Below are 15,144 nucleotides of genomic sequence, written 5' to 3'. Positions count from 1 at the left end.
AATGCCTAGTACTTTCATAAAGATAAGTGCTGGAATATCAGGAGCAACAGCAGTAGGTGGTGGAGCTACTGCTATTTATTTAGTAAATAACAATACTAAAGCAGTAAAGCAAACAAATACTGATCTTCAAAATGCTTCCTTATCTACAGTTACGCCCGAAGAAAAGAAGCCAAAAAAAATAACTGAATTATTAAAGGAAAAAGGACTATCAATACTAGATACAGGAAACACTAGTGGGTGAAAAACAAATTGAGATAAATTTAAAGCAGAATATGAATCAACTGAACCTCAAGGGGAATGAGCATTTACAGATTGGACAACAGTTAAAGCAAAAACTGACGATACGTCGAATCTTAGAAGTAAATGCACTGAGAATAGTGGTAAAGATGCTCTAGATGAAAATAGTTCTCTTTTCCAAACAGTAAAAAAATACTGTACAAACTCACCAAATTAAATTTAGTTAAAGAATGGCTACGTTGTTAGTTAAATCACTAGGAGTTGCAGGAGGTTTGGCTGGAGTTACGGCTACAGGGGGAGGGATATATTATCTTACTTCCAGCAATCCAGCAACAAAAGAAGATACTTCAAATAAGAAACCCGAAAGTACTCAATTACCTCCTGTTACTAAGACAATAGAAAAAAATCAAATAATTAGTAGTTTATTAAAGGGAAAAAGATTACTAACAGAAAATAGCGAAGATAACGGAAAATGAGCTGCTCCGTGAGATTTATTTAAGAAAGCATATCCAGCTGAAACACCTAAAGCTCCTTGAAAATTTGAAAACTGAACACAGGATAAAGATAAATCAGATACTATTAATTCTTTCAAAACACAATGCTTAGCACTTGGAAAGCAGAAAGTATCTGGAGAGAGTGACGAAACTTATATAGCCGTGGAGGCATACTGTACTACTACAACAGGAGATGTTTAATTTGACTACTAATAAGATTGTTGGTATAGCTGGAGGTATTGTAGGAACATCAGCTATTGGCGGAAGTGCTATTTATTTTGCTAACAATAACAAAAAAGCGGAAAGCGAGACAGTTGTTCCTAGTAATAAAGTTGAAGCAAAGACAACAATAACTGAAGAAAAATCTATTAGTGACTGACTTAGAGATGATGGTAGTGCAATACTAGGAGATACAGATTCTGCATGAAGAACTAATTGAAAAACATTCAAAGATGCACATAATAATGGAAAAGTTCCTACTGATCCTTGAAAATTAGACGATTGAAGTGGTGTATCTACGCAAGAAGAAGCGCCAGAGTCATTCAAAAGTAAATGTAAATCTAATGCAAATACAAAAGTAAATAGTAAGAATGATGAACGTTACACAACGCTAAAGAAATATTGTACTAAACAAGGTGATTAATCCTACAGTAAAAATTGTTGGTGCCGGTATTGGCATAGGGGGAGTAGTATCTGGTTCTGCAGTTGGAATTTATCAATTAACTAAACAGCCATCAACAGACAAAAAGAAAACCCAAGTAGTATCAAAGAAAATATCAGAATGATTTGAAGGTACTACCATAACCTTACTTGGTTCAGATCCTACCCACGCAGATACATGAAATACAAAATGACAATCATTTCAAGCAGCAAATAAACCAACTGTTCTTGGTGGACATTGAACAATGAATAAATGAACAGAAAAACAGGGAGAATCTACTGCACCAGAAGAATTCAAAAGTCTATGTAGATCCAATAGTGAAAAACATGTTTCAAGTAAACTTGATACTCTTTACCTAAAAGTAGTTGAATACTGTGCTAAATAATGACTACACCAATTAAATTAGCTATTGCTGGAGTTAGTGTAAGCGGAGTTGCAGTTGGTGCAGGGGTAGGTATTCATCAACTAGTAAAACAACCAGCGAAAAAGAGCATTACTAAATTACTAAGTGAAAAAAATAAGGCAATAATAACAACAGGGGAAACAAGTAAGTGAGATCCAAAATGAACAGCATTCAAAAATGCCCATTCTCAAAATGCTCCTACTGGAGATTGAGCAATAGATCAATGAGAAACCAAAAAAGGGACTAATGATGGATTAAATGCTTTCAAACAATTATGTGTTGATAATGCAAAAAAAGAAGTGGAAAATGAAAATGCACAACTGTTTAAAGATGTCAAAACATACTGCGTAGAATAATAAATGACACCCTTATTAACAAAGATTACAGCAGTATCTGCCGGTGTTGTGGGGGTTACTGGGGGTGGTGTAGCTATCTACTTTACTACTGCCAGTGATCCAAAAGTACAAAAAGATGTTTCAAATGTAGAAACAGACAATACTAAATTATCTGTCCCTCCTAAAACAGACGCAAAAGACAAAACAATTATCAGCTTATTGAAGGGAAAAACATTACTTACAAAAAATAGTGGAGATGAATCAAAATGAACTGCACCATGACAATCGTTTAAAGAAGAATATTCATCTAAATCTCCTGAAGATCCATGGAAATTTGCTAATTGAACACAAAATAAAGAAAGACCTGAAACATTTACATCTTTTAAAGATCAATGTATCACATTAGGGGGGCAAAAAGTTTCAGGAACAGATGATTTAGTTTTTGTAGCTGTTGAAAAATATTGTACTGCAACAACCTAGCATGTTTAATCTTACTACTAACAAGATTATTGGTATAGCAGGGGGTATTGCTAGTCTTTCTGCGGGAGGAGTAGGAATTGCTTATTTAACTAATGGTAGTAAAGAAGTAAAGAACGAAAAAGATATTACTGATAATAATAAAGACACTAAACAACAAGACCAAATTGTCGAAGAGAAATCTATTAAAGATTGACTAAATACGGATAATGCTTCAATATTAGAGGATCAAGATGCTACATGGAATGATAATTGAAAAGCATTTAAGGCTGGTTACACAGAAAGTAAGCCTCCTGTAGCTCCTTGAAGTCTAGATGATTGAAATAGCGTATCCAGTCAAGATGCAGCACCAAAATCGTTTAAAGACAAATGCAAAACTAATGCAAGTACAAAAGTAAGTAGTAAGGACGACAAGCGTTACACAGATTTAAAGAAATACTGTACTAAACAAAAACCAAATGCCTAGTTATGCACTGAAAATTGCTTCAATAGGCATTGGAGTAAGTGGAGTTGTTGGGGGAGCGGGAACAAGTATCTATCTATTATCTAAAAAAGAAACTATTCCTGCCAAGACTCAACAAGACCAAGAACCACCAGTTATTACAACTACAAAACCAAAAATAACAGATTTATTAGCTAAGAATAAATTATCTCTAATTGAAGAAGATAAAGATTCTGGAGAATGAACAAGAGTGCTAGGAACTTTTAAACAAGATCATACAAGCAAAAATCCAGATGGTATATGAAAAGTAGATGGATGAGATAGTAAACAAGTCGAAGAAAAAGGCTTGCCAGATCTTAAACGTCTATGCAAACAAAATGCAACAGGAGAAGTTGATGATGAAAAATCGGATGTTTACAAAGAAGTAGTTAAATACTGTACCAAAGCTATTACTGAATCTCATAGTGATTAATTTATAGATATATACAAGTTACTATCAATGCTAAAAGTAATTTTCAATGGCTAGTACATTAGCAAAAGTAGCTATAGCTACTACAGGAATTGCAGGTGTTGGGGGCGGTGCTACTGTTGCTATTATTCAACTTTCAACTAAAGACGAAACTATAGTAAATCTACTTAAACAAGAACAAAAATCATTACTTACTAAGACAGAAAAAGATGAAGCGTGAAAAACTAATTGAAAAGCCTTCATTAATGCACATACAAATTCTGATCCAAATTTAAATTGAAGTATTGAAGGTTGAAGTGAAAAGAAAGCAGATCCTGAATCAGTTCCAGAAGAATTTAAGAATGTCTGTTATTTCAACGGAAATAAGAAAATCAAAGATAAAGCGGAAGAAATTTATGGAGAAGTAGTTAAATACTGTACAGAAAATACAATTACGCCCTCTACACAGACAGTAACGGAATTATTGAAAACTGATAGTAAAGTAATATTAGATAAAACTTCTGGATCTAAAACAAGCTGAGACAAGAATTGAGGAACATTCAAAACAGCCTATCAAACTTTAAAGATTAAAGAAGAATGAAAATTTCAAGAACTAGAAGAAACAATGAACTCCACTAACGAAGCTCCTTCAGCCTTTAAAGAAAGATGTGAAGCAAATGGAAAAAAACGAATAGCTAATAAACAAGTTCCACTATACATTGAAATTCTTAAATATTGCGTAGACAATCCTTAATTAAATAATTATTTCTTAAAACAATAATGGCTGGCTGGCTTTAAGTCTTAGAATATCGTCTATTATTGCAATTACATTTGCTATTGGAAGTGGGATTGGTTACTTAACTAATAAAAAAGAAAAAATAGAGACGACTGCTATTGAAAATAATATTGCTCCTGAAGAAACTAAACCAACACCTACAACAAGAGAGTGAAAATCTAGTGAGGTTTCTGCTAACTGCAGAAGACTTTACTATTCTGCAGGATTAAAATGATGAGATGACAAAAGATGTGAAAATAGGCTTAAAAGAGTAACTTCAAGGACTGGCGGAACAAGCAAACAATAATGACTACAGTAGGTAAAGTGATTGCGAGTGTCTTTACATTAGGTGCTTTAGGAGGTGGTGGAATTCTAGTTAATAAATTACTTGATGATACTGATACTATTGGTGCAAGATTAACATCAGAAGGATTTAGTATCAGTTTGAACAATAGCGAATGAGAAACAGTATTGGGTGCGCATAATGGAATTAACAATCTTGAAGGTACTTTCAAAAAAGATGCCAATACTGCCCTGAAATTAGATGAATTACAAGAAAAGTGCAAAAGTGCATTAAATAGTAAAAAAAATAACGATGTAAATTACAAAAAAGCAAGACAATGATGTGTTAAAGAGCAAAAGATAAGTGATAGCTTTGAGAAAATAAATTTAAGAGCTTTGGATGTTACTAAAAATACTGACGACACAAGTGGTTGACAAACTAACATAAATAAATTAAAAAACGATCTTAAAACTGCCCAAAAAATAAAGGCAGAAATGAATAGCACTCAAAATATTACCTTAGAAAATATTAAAGCAGGTTGCAAAGCAATTATTGAGATAAAGACTACCGCCTCAGACTTTAATGATAAATTTGAATTAGCAAAAGAATGATGTGCGGTTGTTATGCCTAGAGAAAAAGTAACTTAATTTTTTTAAATAAATTTTGCTCATGAACACGGCTATATTAATTGGAACAGCAACTACGCTGTTAACTGGTTTAGGAGTGGGTGGATATTTCATAAATGATTATTTGTCTGAAAGAATTGATGCAAGATTGCAAGGTACTAAAATTACAGGAGATGCAGACTGGGGTAAAAAAATAATTGCAATAAAGGCAAAAACTAAAGAATTAGTAGCAGATTTAGCTAGATTAACTGAAGCTAAAGAGCTAGAAAATTGATGTAATACTAACTACAATGCCAAATTTAAAGAATATGAGGATTTAAGGTTTAAAAATGTTCAAACTTATTGTATCTATAATAATAAAGATAAATTAAATAAACCAATCGAAGCTGGAGGGGATTGAAGCAAATCAAAACAAGCTCTAAAAGACAAAACACCTGTTAAGGATTTATCTTCTAATATGCAAAAAATAAAAGCTGAGCTAACAGCACAACCAACACCAAACGAAAATGCTTTAAAAAATTGATGTCTAAGTTATTACGATGAAGTATGAGAGAACAGCAGTTCAAAAAGCTTTACGGAAGCTAGCGAATATTGTGTAACAAAAGATTAAATTTACTCTTTTTGTATCTTAATCGCTTTTTTAATAACTTAAATTATTAATAGCTTATAAATATTTTTTGATAATAACAATAAGAATCAAACATTAAAGACATTGTCCTACTCATACACAAATTAGAAAATTTAATAAAAGATTCAACAATAAGTTGCTTTAGGAATAGTTAAATATACCTATGACTTCCATAAAGACTTTTAGTATAGGTATTAGCTTAATAACTGGAGTGGTAGGAATTGCTGGTGCAGTTGCCTACTCAAAAGATTTATTCAACTCAAATATTCAAATATCTGAATTGTTAAGAAAAAATAATAAGCATGATTTGCTAGATGTCTATGGAATGAATAATTCCAAAGATTGAGATGAAGTTTGAGAAAAATATATGGAAGAAACTGGAAATAAATGAAATATTCCTAGTGAAGAAGGAATGCTTGCAGTCAATGCTCCAACAGCCTTTAAAGAGATTTGTAGAAAAAAAGCACAAGAGAAAATAAAGAGCACCAGCGATCAAAAATATCAAGATGTCATTAAATATTGCTCTAAACCAAAACAACCAAAATAATGAGTAAAGGTGTTCTTGGTCCTACTATAGTCAGTTGTTGTTTAATTGGTACTGGTTGTTTTCATTATTACAGCACAATAGGAAGACAACAATATACAGACGCTAACAAAAGTGTAAGTGAATTATTAGGATTAAACCATTTCAAAACTGTATCTTTTGATAATAGCGAAAACAATACTTGAGATGAAATAGTAATTGCATATAAAGGCCCAGAAATCTCTCCCGCAGAAAAGTTTGAAACAGTAACGGCAACTACGAATGACGAAATTAGAGAACAACTAAAAAAAGCATGTCAAGAAATTATAGATAAACCAACTCAGTCTCTTTCAATTTACAATAAAGCAATAAGATGATGTGTAATTCCACAAACAGCTAGAATCAGACTACAATTAAAAGAAAAAATAGCACTAGACATTTCCAAAGACGAGAAAATTTGAGCAGGAATAGCAAAACAATACGTAGAAAAAAACATAACAATTGATGGATTTACTCTTGCTGGGAAAAATGGCGATAAAGAATTGGCACAAGAAATGAATAAGGGTTGTCAACCTCTATTAGATGTCAAAAACTGAGACAAGGACTTTGAAACAAAATCAGAAAGAGCAGAAAAACTTTGTGCTATTAAGAGAACAAATTAACTATCTATATACAAAATTCCTTAATATTTAAATACTTAACAGAAGTTATTGAATCAACCATTTGTTCTTTAAGATCATCACACCATTTCTTAATTTTTCTCTTCTTTTAACTATCTTTAATTGTTTAAAATTCTTGCACTAAGGCTTTTTCATAGGTCTTTAAACAGTTAATTTATTTCTGATTGCCTCTTCGCTAATAAATGTTCCAGCTTTATCCCCAAGTAAACAATATTATTTAAGATCATTGAAATACTTATCATTCTCATCGAGAAAAATAACATCATAAATCTCATTAAATCTTTATCTACTGCATCTAACTCTTTAGCTCCATAAACTATCATTCCCTTCTTCAAAATCTATTAAAGCAATCTAATTGTTTTTTCTGATGGGGCATACATGTAAGTGGAAACGCAAGCAGAACCAGTTGCTATTTTTGTAACTTCATTCACAAAAATATAATCTCTTTAATTCTTGTACAAATACTATATTTATTCTGCATTTAAAACTTGAATTATCTATTACATTATTAACTTGGAATAATCGTTGCTTGTTATCTTTTCAAAAAACCATTTATTTGAAAGAATTGAAACCAAATTTAAAAACGCTAAAGTTAATGGAACTAAATATTGAAAGAAAAAAACAAATAGCTATTAAGCTCGCTGCTAAGAGGAATAATGCTCTTGTTTACGATTTAGAGATATTCAAGGATAAATTAAAAAACATTGAAAAATGATGTCAAAATAACTACAGAACCCACTATGATGACGATAACGACTTAAGATTTAGAAATGTTCAAATCTACTGTATCTACAACAATAGAGATAAACTCCAAGAAGGACTATTGGCGAAAGTGATGAGAGTTGAAAAACAGCAAATACTACTTTAAATAGTAAAACACCAACATCTAAAGTTATGTAAAAAATCTAAATTAACCAATAATAAAGATGCTTTTAAAAATTGATGTCTGAGTTACTATGTTCAAATATGAAATGTAAACGATTCTGAAAACTTTGATGATACAAGTAATTATTACATTAAGAAAAAATTACAGAGTCTAACATCAAATTAAATTTATTAAAATAACGACTCTTTATTTTAAATTAAGTAATGGCTGGCTGGCTGGCAAAAATTACTAATATCTTTAACGTTTGTTACTATTTCAGGTGTTACTGGAGGAACTATTGGACATTTAACTAACAAATCACAACAAGAAATAGAAGAATCGACACTTTTGTCACAAGCTGAAGAACAAGCAACACAGCCTAAAATAGTTAAAATAAAAAAAGGATATGGTGTATGTAAATGACTAAATTTACAAATACGTAGGAGTACTTTAAAATGAAAAGAAGAAAACTGTAAAAAATTCGCAGAAAGACATTTGAATGTAAAATTTGAGGATTCTGCCCAAAGAAGTTAAAGATATGACTGATTGACTGATTAAAACTTTAAGAACCTCTGCAGTTATTACAGGATTTGGTGCTATTGGTGGAATTTTTTATTTAACAAACAACAATGAAAGACAAACAATAAGTACTCTTTCAACTAGAGAAAAAAATGATACTTTAATAGAAATTGAAGATCTTCAAGATACTTCAAAAAGTACTGTAAATAGAAAACCTATTCTTCAAGCTTGCAAAAAAAAATGAGAATCTACAGATTGAAAACCAGAAAACGATAAACTTTGTCGTGGTATATATATTGCAAAAGATGAAAGAGAACAATTTTATTTAACTCTTTAATTAAATTTTTTATTAAATAGAAAACGGGGGATATAGGAGGCAGAGTAATTGCAGGGGTTGTTACATTAGGAACTGCTGGTGCAAGATTAATGAAAGAGGGATTTGATTTAGATGTTGGAAATGAATGACAAACTTTATTAGATGCGCATAATTCTGTCAAAAATACTGAAAGTACTTTCAAAAACGAAGCAAATACTGACTTAGAATTAGCTAAATTACAAGCAGAGTGCAAGAGTGCATTAAATAAAAAAGATGATGCAAATTACAAGAAAGCAAGAAAATGGTGTGTAAAGATTGAAAAAATTAAAGACATACCAAATAACGGAAAATACGATTTATTAGATGCAACAGAAACTAATAGCACTGAAGATAAAGAATGAGAAACATTAGCTACAAGTCTTAAAGAAAATAAAACAGATTTTCAAAGTGTAGCTACTAATTTGAGCGACGATTTGGCTACTAATATTAAAGCTTTAAAAGCTGGTTGTAGAGGCTTGCAAGTAAATACTGTCACAACAATCACTATTGGATTTGACGAAAAATTTGATAACGCAAAAACATGATGTTCAGTGGCAAAAACACCTAACAAAAAATAAGAATGGCTGCATTAAGTGTAAGTAAAGTCGCTATATCTGTCGGTGTTGCAGGGAAGTACGGGGAATAGGAGGATATTTTTATTTAACAAGTGACAAGGTGGAGTTATTGAAGAATTACTTAAGTCTGAAAATCTAACTGAAAAATTTATAGTAGACAGTGATAAAGATAAGGCTTCTGTGCCTTGGAATAAATGCAAAAAAAATAACAAAGATATTAATCAAGGTAAGGATGAATGAAAATTGCCGGACTGAAATTCCAAACAATCTGGAGATACACTTCCCAAAAGCCTTGTAGATAAATGTAACGAAAAAAGAAGAGAATCAGTATCAATCCGTAAAGATGACAAATATGCAAAGTTCAAAAGATGGTGCCTTAAACAATAAATGCAATAACAAATAACGGTAAGAGCAAGATTAATAAATAAAGTTTTGAACTATTCCAATTAATAGAAATTGTTTATACAGTCGTCTATTTAAAATTTATTTAACTCAAATATTTAAATTATTAAAGGAAAAATTGATGTCTGAGTTACTATGATAAAATATGAAGTGTAAACGATTCTGAAAACTTTGATGATACAAGTAATTATTACATTAAGAAAAAATTACAGAGTCTAACATCAAATTAAATTTATTAAAATAACGACTCTTTATTTTAAATTAAGTAATGGCTGGCTGGCTGGCAAAATTACTAATATCTTTAACGTTTGTTACTATTTCAGGTGTTACTGGAGGAACTATTGGACATTTAACTAACAAATCACAACAAGAAATAGAGGCAGACAAAACTCAACTAACTGTTATTCAAGCGACAAAAACAACAACACCTATAACACAAGAAATTATTAAGGTACCAAAGAATGCAAAAATTTGTAAGTGGTTAGGGACAAAAGGCTATCCAAAAATGAGAGATAAAACAGAATCAGCCTGCAGAAAATTTGCTGAAAATCGGCTTAATATTAAATTTAAAGGTTAAATCTTTTTTTTGACAAAATAAATCGTCCATTCATTCAAATAGCAAATTACAAAAACAATAGCTAGTTGATTAATTTGAAATACAAGCAACTTAGCTGTCATTTCTAGTGTGGATGCTATAGGGGGGGATATTAATTATTTAAACAAGAAATTATTGATATTCAAGATTCCAAAATTGAACTTCAAGCAAAAAAAATAAATACTCTTATTGCTGGCAAAAAGGGGGGTTATCTCTAAACAATAGGCAACCTAATACTGTTCAATTATCCAGTAGAATAAAGAGTTATGCATGACTTTACTACAATGGTTACGAAAGAATGAGAATAAAAAAAGAAAAAGACTGTATAAAATTCACGAAAAAATACGGCAATAACAAAAACTTGTGGCTAATTGGCTAATTAAAGGCTTAAGAACTATATCTACTATTGTAGGACTTGGCGTTGTTAGTGGTATTATATTTCATTTAACAAGAGGTAATAGTATTGAAGAGCAAAAATCAGCTCCACTTCCAGAGAAGGATGATACTGCATTTGAATTAGAAGAACAAACTCCTAAAGAGACAAAAATTCCTGTTAGCAGACCAATTTTGGAAGAATGTAAGAAAAAATGAGAATCTTCAACTTGAAACAGAGATAGCGATAGGCGTTGTGGAAGAATATATATTAATAGGGAAGAGGAAGACGATTTTTGAATGACTCTTTAATTTTCTTATCTATTAAACATACATAAAATTAAAGTTTTTGTTACTGCCTTAAACATATCTTTAGTAATAACTCATTATTTAATTCTCACAATAAAATTATTTCATGAAAATGCATTTATTGAAATAAGAAATTAACATCCAATAGAAGTTAAACCATAGTGACTATAGGAGGCAAAGTAATTACAGGGGTTGCTACATTAGGAACTATTGGTGGGGGTGGTTTATTGGCAAGTAATTTGTTAAATAAACCTATTACTTATGCTGATGGAACTGCTGGTGCAAGATTAATGAAAGAGGGATTTGATTTAAATGTTGGAAATGAATGACAAACTTTATTAGATGCGCATAATTCTGTCAAAAATACTGAAAGTACTTTCAAAAACGAAGCAAATACTGACTTAGAATTAGCTAAATTACAAGCAGAGTGCAAGAGTGCATTAAATAAAAAAGATGATGCAAATTACAAAAAGGCAAGGGCAGTGGTGTGTTAAAGAAAAAGAAATCAAAGATATTTTTGAAAAAATAAATCTTAGAGGATTAAATGTTGTTGGGATAAGCGATGATGGAAATGCTTGAAAAACTAAAGAAACAACTTTAAAAAGTGATAATACCAATGCGCAAAAATTAAGTACAGAGATGAGAGATTCTGACACTACCACTGTAGCTAATATCAAAAAAGCTTGTGGAATTATTGTTAAATTAAAGACCAGTAGTCAAGACTTTAATGAAAAATTCGAATTAGCTAAGAAGTGATGTGTTGTTTAAAAAAATAATCAAGATTTTTTATGCATACATTTGTTAAGGTTGGTGCAGGAACTACGTTATTAACTGGAATGGGTGTTGGAGGTTATTTTGTTAATGATTACTTAGCGGTAAGAATTAGTGCAAGGTTGCAAGGTACTAAAGTAAATGGAGAGTCTGATTGAGCTAAGAAAGCAGAAGCACTAAAGTTAGCTACTTCCACAGAACTTGTAGATGATTTATCAAAATTAAGTAAAGTAGCTAAAGAAATAGAGAAATGATGCAAAACTAGCTATGATGCTAAATTTAAAGATAAAGATGATTTACGATTTAAGAATGTTCAAGCCTACTGTATCTATAACAATAAAGATAAGTTGCCAGATGGAACAATAAGTGAAAAGGAAGAATGAACAAAAGCAAATGAAGCTTTGAAAGGCAAACAACAAGATACAGAATTATCCCCAACTATGAAAGACATAAAAGCTAAATTATCAAAAAGTCCAACTACTGAGTTAGATGCCTTGAAAAAATGATGTGTTTCTTATTACGGTGAAATATGAACTGGTGATAATAATGAAAACTTTAAAGATGCAAAAACATATTGCGTTAAGACAGTTTAACTAGCTTAATTATTCCTCTTTCTTAATTTTTGGCTTATTACCAACTTTAAATTTTTGAGCTAAGTCGGTAGCATCGCAATTATTTTCATCTTCACAAGGTTGAGTAATTTTGCTTTCCAACTCTTTAGAAAATTGTTGTGCAAAAACTTCATATTTAACATTTGAAGATACTTTTCCATATGCACTAGTTGCCACTCCTGCTAAGAACTCTACTAATTCATTTTGGTTATTTCCTTCTACTAAATCTAAGAACTCTTTTTCTGGTCCTTTTTTCTTGGATCCTATATTTTTTCTAAGTTCTTCAATATATTTATTCATATGCTCCTTAGCCACTTTCTTAGCTTTTTCTGCCTCAAAACCAAAGAAAGAAGAATTTGGCAGTTCAAGAATGGGTACCAAGCCCTGCGCTACTACATTTCCTAAAACGCCAGTTACATCTTTAGGTTTTCCAGATTTAGAATTAAATTTCTCTTTAATTTCATCAGCTGTTAACTCTTCTGAATTTGGTTCTTTCTTTTCCTCTGGATCTTTTTCCTTATCTTTATTAGCTTCTTCCTTTTTCTCTTTCTGTTCTTCAATTAATTCCTTAGCAGCCTCTTTAGCTTTCTCAGGATCCTCTAAATATTGCTCAATAATCTCTTCAATACCTTCTGCGCCTAATTCTTCAAATGCTTCTGGATTATCTTGAACTAAAGTACTAAAGTCATTCATCATATCCATAAAATCAGGCCTTCCCATTAACTCTCCTAACTTACCTCAATTATCTCCACTTCCAAACATAGCTCAAAAAGCAGATCCTCCTCCCCCTCCTAAGAAAGTGCCTCACTTAAATAAAGATAACCTTAATTCCTTTCAATTCTTTACCATCTCAGGAATATTCTTTATGAACTTAATAAACTTAGTAGCAAATCATTCATAAACTATTCCTACTCATACACGTAACTTCTCATAAAGCGCTACAGTACCTGATTTAATTCCATTAATACCTAAATAACGCTCTAATCAATCGACAAAATCATCTTTTGAATTAATTATCGCACTACCTCAATTTTGAAATGTATTACCCACTTTATTGAATCCATCTAAGAAAACTTGCGTAACTGCTGTATTCTTTAAAGTGCTTAAAGAACTACTTATTGAACTTCTTGCAGACTCAGAATTAAATATTATTGAAGAACAAGTACCAACTGCAGTAAGGCCTGAAAGAATAGCAGTAACACTAGAATTAAATTTAAAGCCTACAGCTTTAGTTGCTAGAGGGAGTCTTAATTGCATCTATTGTTTTTGCTTAGCACAAGAAATAAAGCTAATTATTAAATTGATTAAATTCTTTCTCATCCATTACACACCAAATAGCTACATGTTCAGCTATTAAGTAATTCTTAGGTAAATACATTTTCTTAGAATTATCACTACATCAATCCCTTAATCTATTCTCACTATTTTCTTGTGAATCTCCCATAATTCCACTAAAGAATCCAGATCTTATTATCTCATCTTTGTATTTTCCAAAAGAATAGAATCAAGCTTTTCTTTGCTTTTTTTCACTAATATCTTGAATTAACTTAGCACCTTCTTTTTCCAAAGCATAAACTCCTAAATTCATACTACAATACTTCCTAGCTTTACCTAAAAAATTACTATCATTAGACTCTAATGATTTAGCACATCAATTCTTAAATACAAAAGCACCTTCACTATCAGACATAAGATTAGCTGAAACTATATTGTCATTAATTAAATCCTTTTTGAAAAATAAGAAAAGTTTCATTCACTTATCGAATGTAGGTCTTTCAGAATCAAAGATAGTTCTGTACCCTTCTTGCTTTAATAAAGTACCTAAAGTGGGTCTAGAAAGCTTTCAAATACGATATGCAGGAATTGCAGAAACTACTATTACTTTGGTAGCAACAAGAAGATATTTCTTGAACTTCAAATAATTTAATTATCTCTATTTATTAGTGATTGCTTAAAGCTAAAAAAATTAATAAATACAATTAAGAAAATAGAGTTAGTAAGTAATAAGAATTAATATATTTAATAGTCTCAGTTGTATTTGTTAGATAGTCACCAACATATTAAATCTTAACAATTAAGAGAGATTAATTAATAAAGTACTTTAGAAGAATAAATAATGCAAACAGGAACTAAGATACTTTCAATTGTGGCTGGAATGGGAGTTGTTGGAAGTGTTAGTGCTTTAGCTAGTCACTTACTAACAGCCACAAAAGTAAGTGATGTATTAAGAAAACAAGGCCATACTTTTCTTAATTTTGATAGTGACTTAGATACTTGAAAAACAATTGCTAAAGCTTATTCAAATAGTCAAAAGAATAGACTAACAGGCTTAACTATCACTATTGCAAGCGATGGACAAGCGACAGAAGATGATGCAAAAAAACTAAGAAAAGCTTGTAAAGATGTTATTTATTCTTCAAACCATAAAGATAAGTCTTTATTATTAGCAACAGAACAATGATGTGTTAAGCCAATAACTATTAGAGATTTGGCAAAAGCACAAGGAGAAGTTCTAGATACAAATATTGCTCAAGATAATCAACAAGATAGATGAAATGAAAAGGTGGCCGATTATATAAGAGAAGGAGCAACAGACAAAATATCAAGCGTTGATTTAACAGCACATACACCTCATCAACCCGCAGAAGATAGAAAGAAATTAAAACAAGGTTGCAATTCTTTAGAGGGCAAACATAATTATGATGTTGACTTTCATGATAATTTCACAAAATTTCAAAAATGATGTACACCAAATTAG

At 31.0% G+C, this 15,144-nt stretch carries 25 protein-coding genes; 23 read left to right on the top strand and 2 right to left on the bottom strand.

Annotation, left to right across the window (positions count from 1 at the left end):
* The first annotated feature begins 1 nt into the window (after position 1).
* The 22 genes from A6V39_RS03795 to A6V39_RS03690 all read left to right on the top strand — a co-directional run bounded on the left by A6V39_RS03795 (position 2) and on the right by A6V39_RS03690 (position 12,368).
* A complete protein-coding gene (locus A6V39_RS03795) occupies positions 2 to 454 on the top strand; it encodes a hypothetical protein (protein ID WP_187150339.1) in 453 nt (150 codons plus the stop codon).
* Positions 455 to 467: 13 nt separating this feature from the next.
* A complete protein-coding gene (locus A6V39_RS03790) occupies positions 468 to 932 on the top strand; it encodes a hypothetical protein (protein WP_187150338.1) in 465 nt (154 codons plus the stop codon).
* Positions 925 to 1,374 (top strand): hypothetical protein, encoded by a 450-nt coding sequence (locus A6V39_RS03785; protein ID WP_187150337.1) that lies wholly within the window; start codon positions 925 to 927, stop codon positions 1,372 to 1,374. Before A6V39_RS03790 ends, A6V39_RS03785 begins: the two co-directional genes overlap by 8 nt.
* Positions 1,367 to 1,777 carry a hypothetical protein gene (locus A6V39_RS03780; protein WP_187150336.1) on the top strand — a complete coding sequence of 137 codons (411 nt, stop codon included), beginning with the start codon at positions 1,367 to 1,369 and terminating at the stop codon, positions 1,775 to 1,777. Before A6V39_RS03785 ends, A6V39_RS03780 begins: the two co-directional genes overlap by 8 nt.
* Positions 1,777 to 2,151 (top strand): hypothetical protein, encoded by a 375-nt coding sequence (locus tag A6V39_RS03775; RefSeq protein WP_187150335.1) that lies wholly within the window; start codon positions 1,777 to 1,779, stop codon positions 2,149 to 2,151. The genes A6V39_RS03780 and A6V39_RS03775 overlap by 1 nt, the downstream gene beginning before the upstream one ends.
* Before the next feature lie 3 nt (positions 2,152 to 2,154).
* Positions 2,155 to 2,610, top strand: coding sequence for a hypothetical protein (locus tag A6V39_RS03770; protein WP_187150334.1), 456 nt, complete (start codon positions 2,155 to 2,157; stop codon positions 2,608 to 2,610).
* A gap of 1 nt (position 2,611) precedes the next feature.
* The gene (locus A6V39_RS03765) at positions 2,612 to 3,073 is read left to right on the top strand and encodes a hypothetical protein (protein WP_187150333.1); all 462 of its coding nucleotides are present in this window, start codon (positions 2,612 to 2,614) and stop codon (positions 3,071 to 3,073) included.
* Positions 3,066 to 3,521, top strand: a complete 456-nt coding sequence (locus A6V39_RS03760; protein WP_187150332.1) for a hypothetical protein — start codon at positions 3,066 to 3,068, stop codon at positions 3,519 to 3,521. Before A6V39_RS03765 ends, A6V39_RS03760 begins: the two co-directional genes overlap by 8 nt.
* A gap of 46 nt (positions 3,522 to 3,567) precedes the next feature.
* Positions 3,568 to 4,251 (top strand): hypothetical protein, encoded by a 684-nt coding sequence (locus A6V39_RS03755; protein ID WP_187150331.1) that lies wholly within the window; start codon positions 3,568 to 3,570, stop codon positions 4,249 to 4,251.
* A 327-nt stretch (positions 4,252 to 4,578) separates the two neighbouring features.
* Positions 4,579 to 5,202 (top strand): hypothetical protein, encoded by a 624-nt coding sequence (locus A6V39_RS03750; protein WP_187150330.1) that lies wholly within the window; start codon positions 4,579 to 4,581, stop codon positions 5,200 to 5,202.
* Between the two features lie 22 nt (positions 5,203 to 5,224).
* On the top strand, positions 5,225 to 5,791 hold the full coding sequence (locus A6V39_RS03745) for a hypothetical protein (protein ID WP_187150329.1): 567 nt from the start codon (positions 5,225 to 5,227) through the stop codon (positions 5,789 to 5,791).
* A gap of 181 nt (positions 5,792 to 5,972) precedes the next feature.
* Positions 5,973 to 6,356: a hypothetical protein gene (locus A6V39_RS03740; protein WP_187150328.1), complete on the top strand. Its 384-nt coding sequence runs from the start codon at positions 5,973 to 5,975 to the stop codon at positions 6,354 to 6,356.
* Positions 6,356 to 6,994, top strand: coding sequence for a hypothetical protein (locus tag A6V39_RS03735; protein WP_187150327.1), 639 nt, complete (start codon positions 6,356 to 6,358; stop codon positions 6,992 to 6,994). Before A6V39_RS03740 ends, A6V39_RS03735 begins: the two co-directional genes overlap by 1 nt.
* 613 nt (positions 6,995 to 7,607) lie before the next feature.
* Entirely contained in the window at positions 7,608 to 7,880 is a 273-nt protein-coding gene (locus tag A6V39_RS03730) for a hypothetical protein (RefSeq protein ID WP_187150326.1), read from the top strand.
* Between the two features lie 535 nt (positions 7,881 to 8,415).
* The gene (locus A6V39_RS03725) at positions 8,416 to 8,733 is read left to right on the top strand and encodes a hypothetical protein (protein ID WP_187150325.1); all 318 of its coding nucleotides are present in this window, start codon (positions 8,416 to 8,418) and stop codon (positions 8,731 to 8,733) included.
* Positions 8,734 to 8,822: 89 nt separating this feature from the next.
* Entirely contained in the window at positions 8,823 to 9,329 is a 507-nt protein-coding gene (locus tag A6V39_RS03720) for a hypothetical protein (protein ID WP_187150324.1), read from the top strand.
* Positions 9,330 to 9,371: 42 nt separating this feature from the next.
* Positions 9,372 to 9,713: a hypothetical protein gene (locus A6V39_RS03715; RefSeq protein WP_187150323.1), complete on the top strand. Its 342-nt coding sequence runs from the start codon at positions 9,372 to 9,374 to the stop codon at positions 9,711 to 9,713.
* A gap of 283 nt (positions 9,714 to 9,996) precedes the next feature.
* Positions 9,997 to 10,305, top strand: coding sequence for a hypothetical protein (locus tag A6V39_RS03710; protein WP_187150322.1), 309 nt, complete (start codon positions 9,997 to 9,999; stop codon positions 10,303 to 10,305).
* Positions 10,306 to 10,686: 381 nt separating this feature from the next.
* Positions 10,687 to 11,007 (top strand): hypothetical protein, encoded by a 321-nt coding sequence (locus A6V39_RS03705; protein ID WP_187150321.1) that lies wholly within the window; start codon positions 10,687 to 10,689, stop codon positions 11,005 to 11,007.
* A 158-nt stretch (positions 11,008 to 11,165) separates the two neighbouring features.
* A complete protein-coding gene (locus A6V39_RS03700; protein WP_187150320.1) occupies positions 11,166 to 11,498 on the top strand; it encodes a hypothetical protein in 333 nt (110 codons plus the stop codon).
* Positions 11,461 to 11,772: a hypothetical protein gene (locus tag A6V39_RS03695; protein WP_187150319.1), complete on the top strand. Its 312-nt coding sequence runs from the start codon at positions 11,461 to 11,463 to the stop codon at positions 11,770 to 11,772. The genes A6V39_RS03700 and A6V39_RS03695 overlap by 38 nt, the downstream gene beginning before the upstream one ends.
* A gap of 20 nt (positions 11,773 to 11,792) precedes the next feature.
* Complete coding sequence (locus A6V39_RS03690) at positions 11,793 to 12,368, top strand: hypothetical protein (RefSeq protein ID WP_187150318.1); 576 nt, start codon at positions 11,793 to 11,795, stop codon at positions 12,366 to 12,368.
* Between the two features lie 9 nt (positions 12,369 to 12,377).
* Here A6V39_RS03690 and A6V39_RS03685 read toward each other — a convergent pair whose 3' ends face one another.
* Positions 12,378 to 13,643 carry a hypothetical protein gene (locus tag A6V39_RS03685; RefSeq protein WP_187150317.1) on the bottom strand — a complete coding sequence of 422 codons (1,266 nt, stop codon included), beginning with the start codon at positions 13,641 to 13,643 and terminating at the stop codon, positions 12,378 to 12,380.
* Between the two features lie 31 nt (positions 13,644 to 13,674).
* Positions 13,675 to 14,304: a hypothetical protein gene (locus A6V39_RS03680; RefSeq protein WP_187150316.1), complete on the bottom strand. Its 630-nt coding sequence runs from the start codon at positions 14,302 to 14,304 to the stop codon at positions 13,675 to 13,677.
* Between the two features lie 198 nt (positions 14,305 to 14,502).
* Here A6V39_RS03680 and A6V39_RS03675 point away from each other — a divergent pair, with 198 nt between their 5' ends.
* A complete protein-coding gene (locus tag A6V39_RS03675) occupies positions 14,503 to 15,144 on the top strand; it encodes a hypothetical protein (RefSeq protein WP_187150315.1) in 642 nt (213 codons plus the stop codon).

The organism is Candidatus Mycoplasma haematobovis, assembly GCF_001645765.1.
GTDB lineage: Bacteria > Bacillota_I > Bacilli_A > Mycoplasmatales > Mycoplasmoidaceae > Eperythrozoon_B > Eperythrozoon_B haematobovis.
Note: the sequence above shows the minus strand (reverse complement) of the source record. Positions and strands in the feature narration are given on the sequence as shown.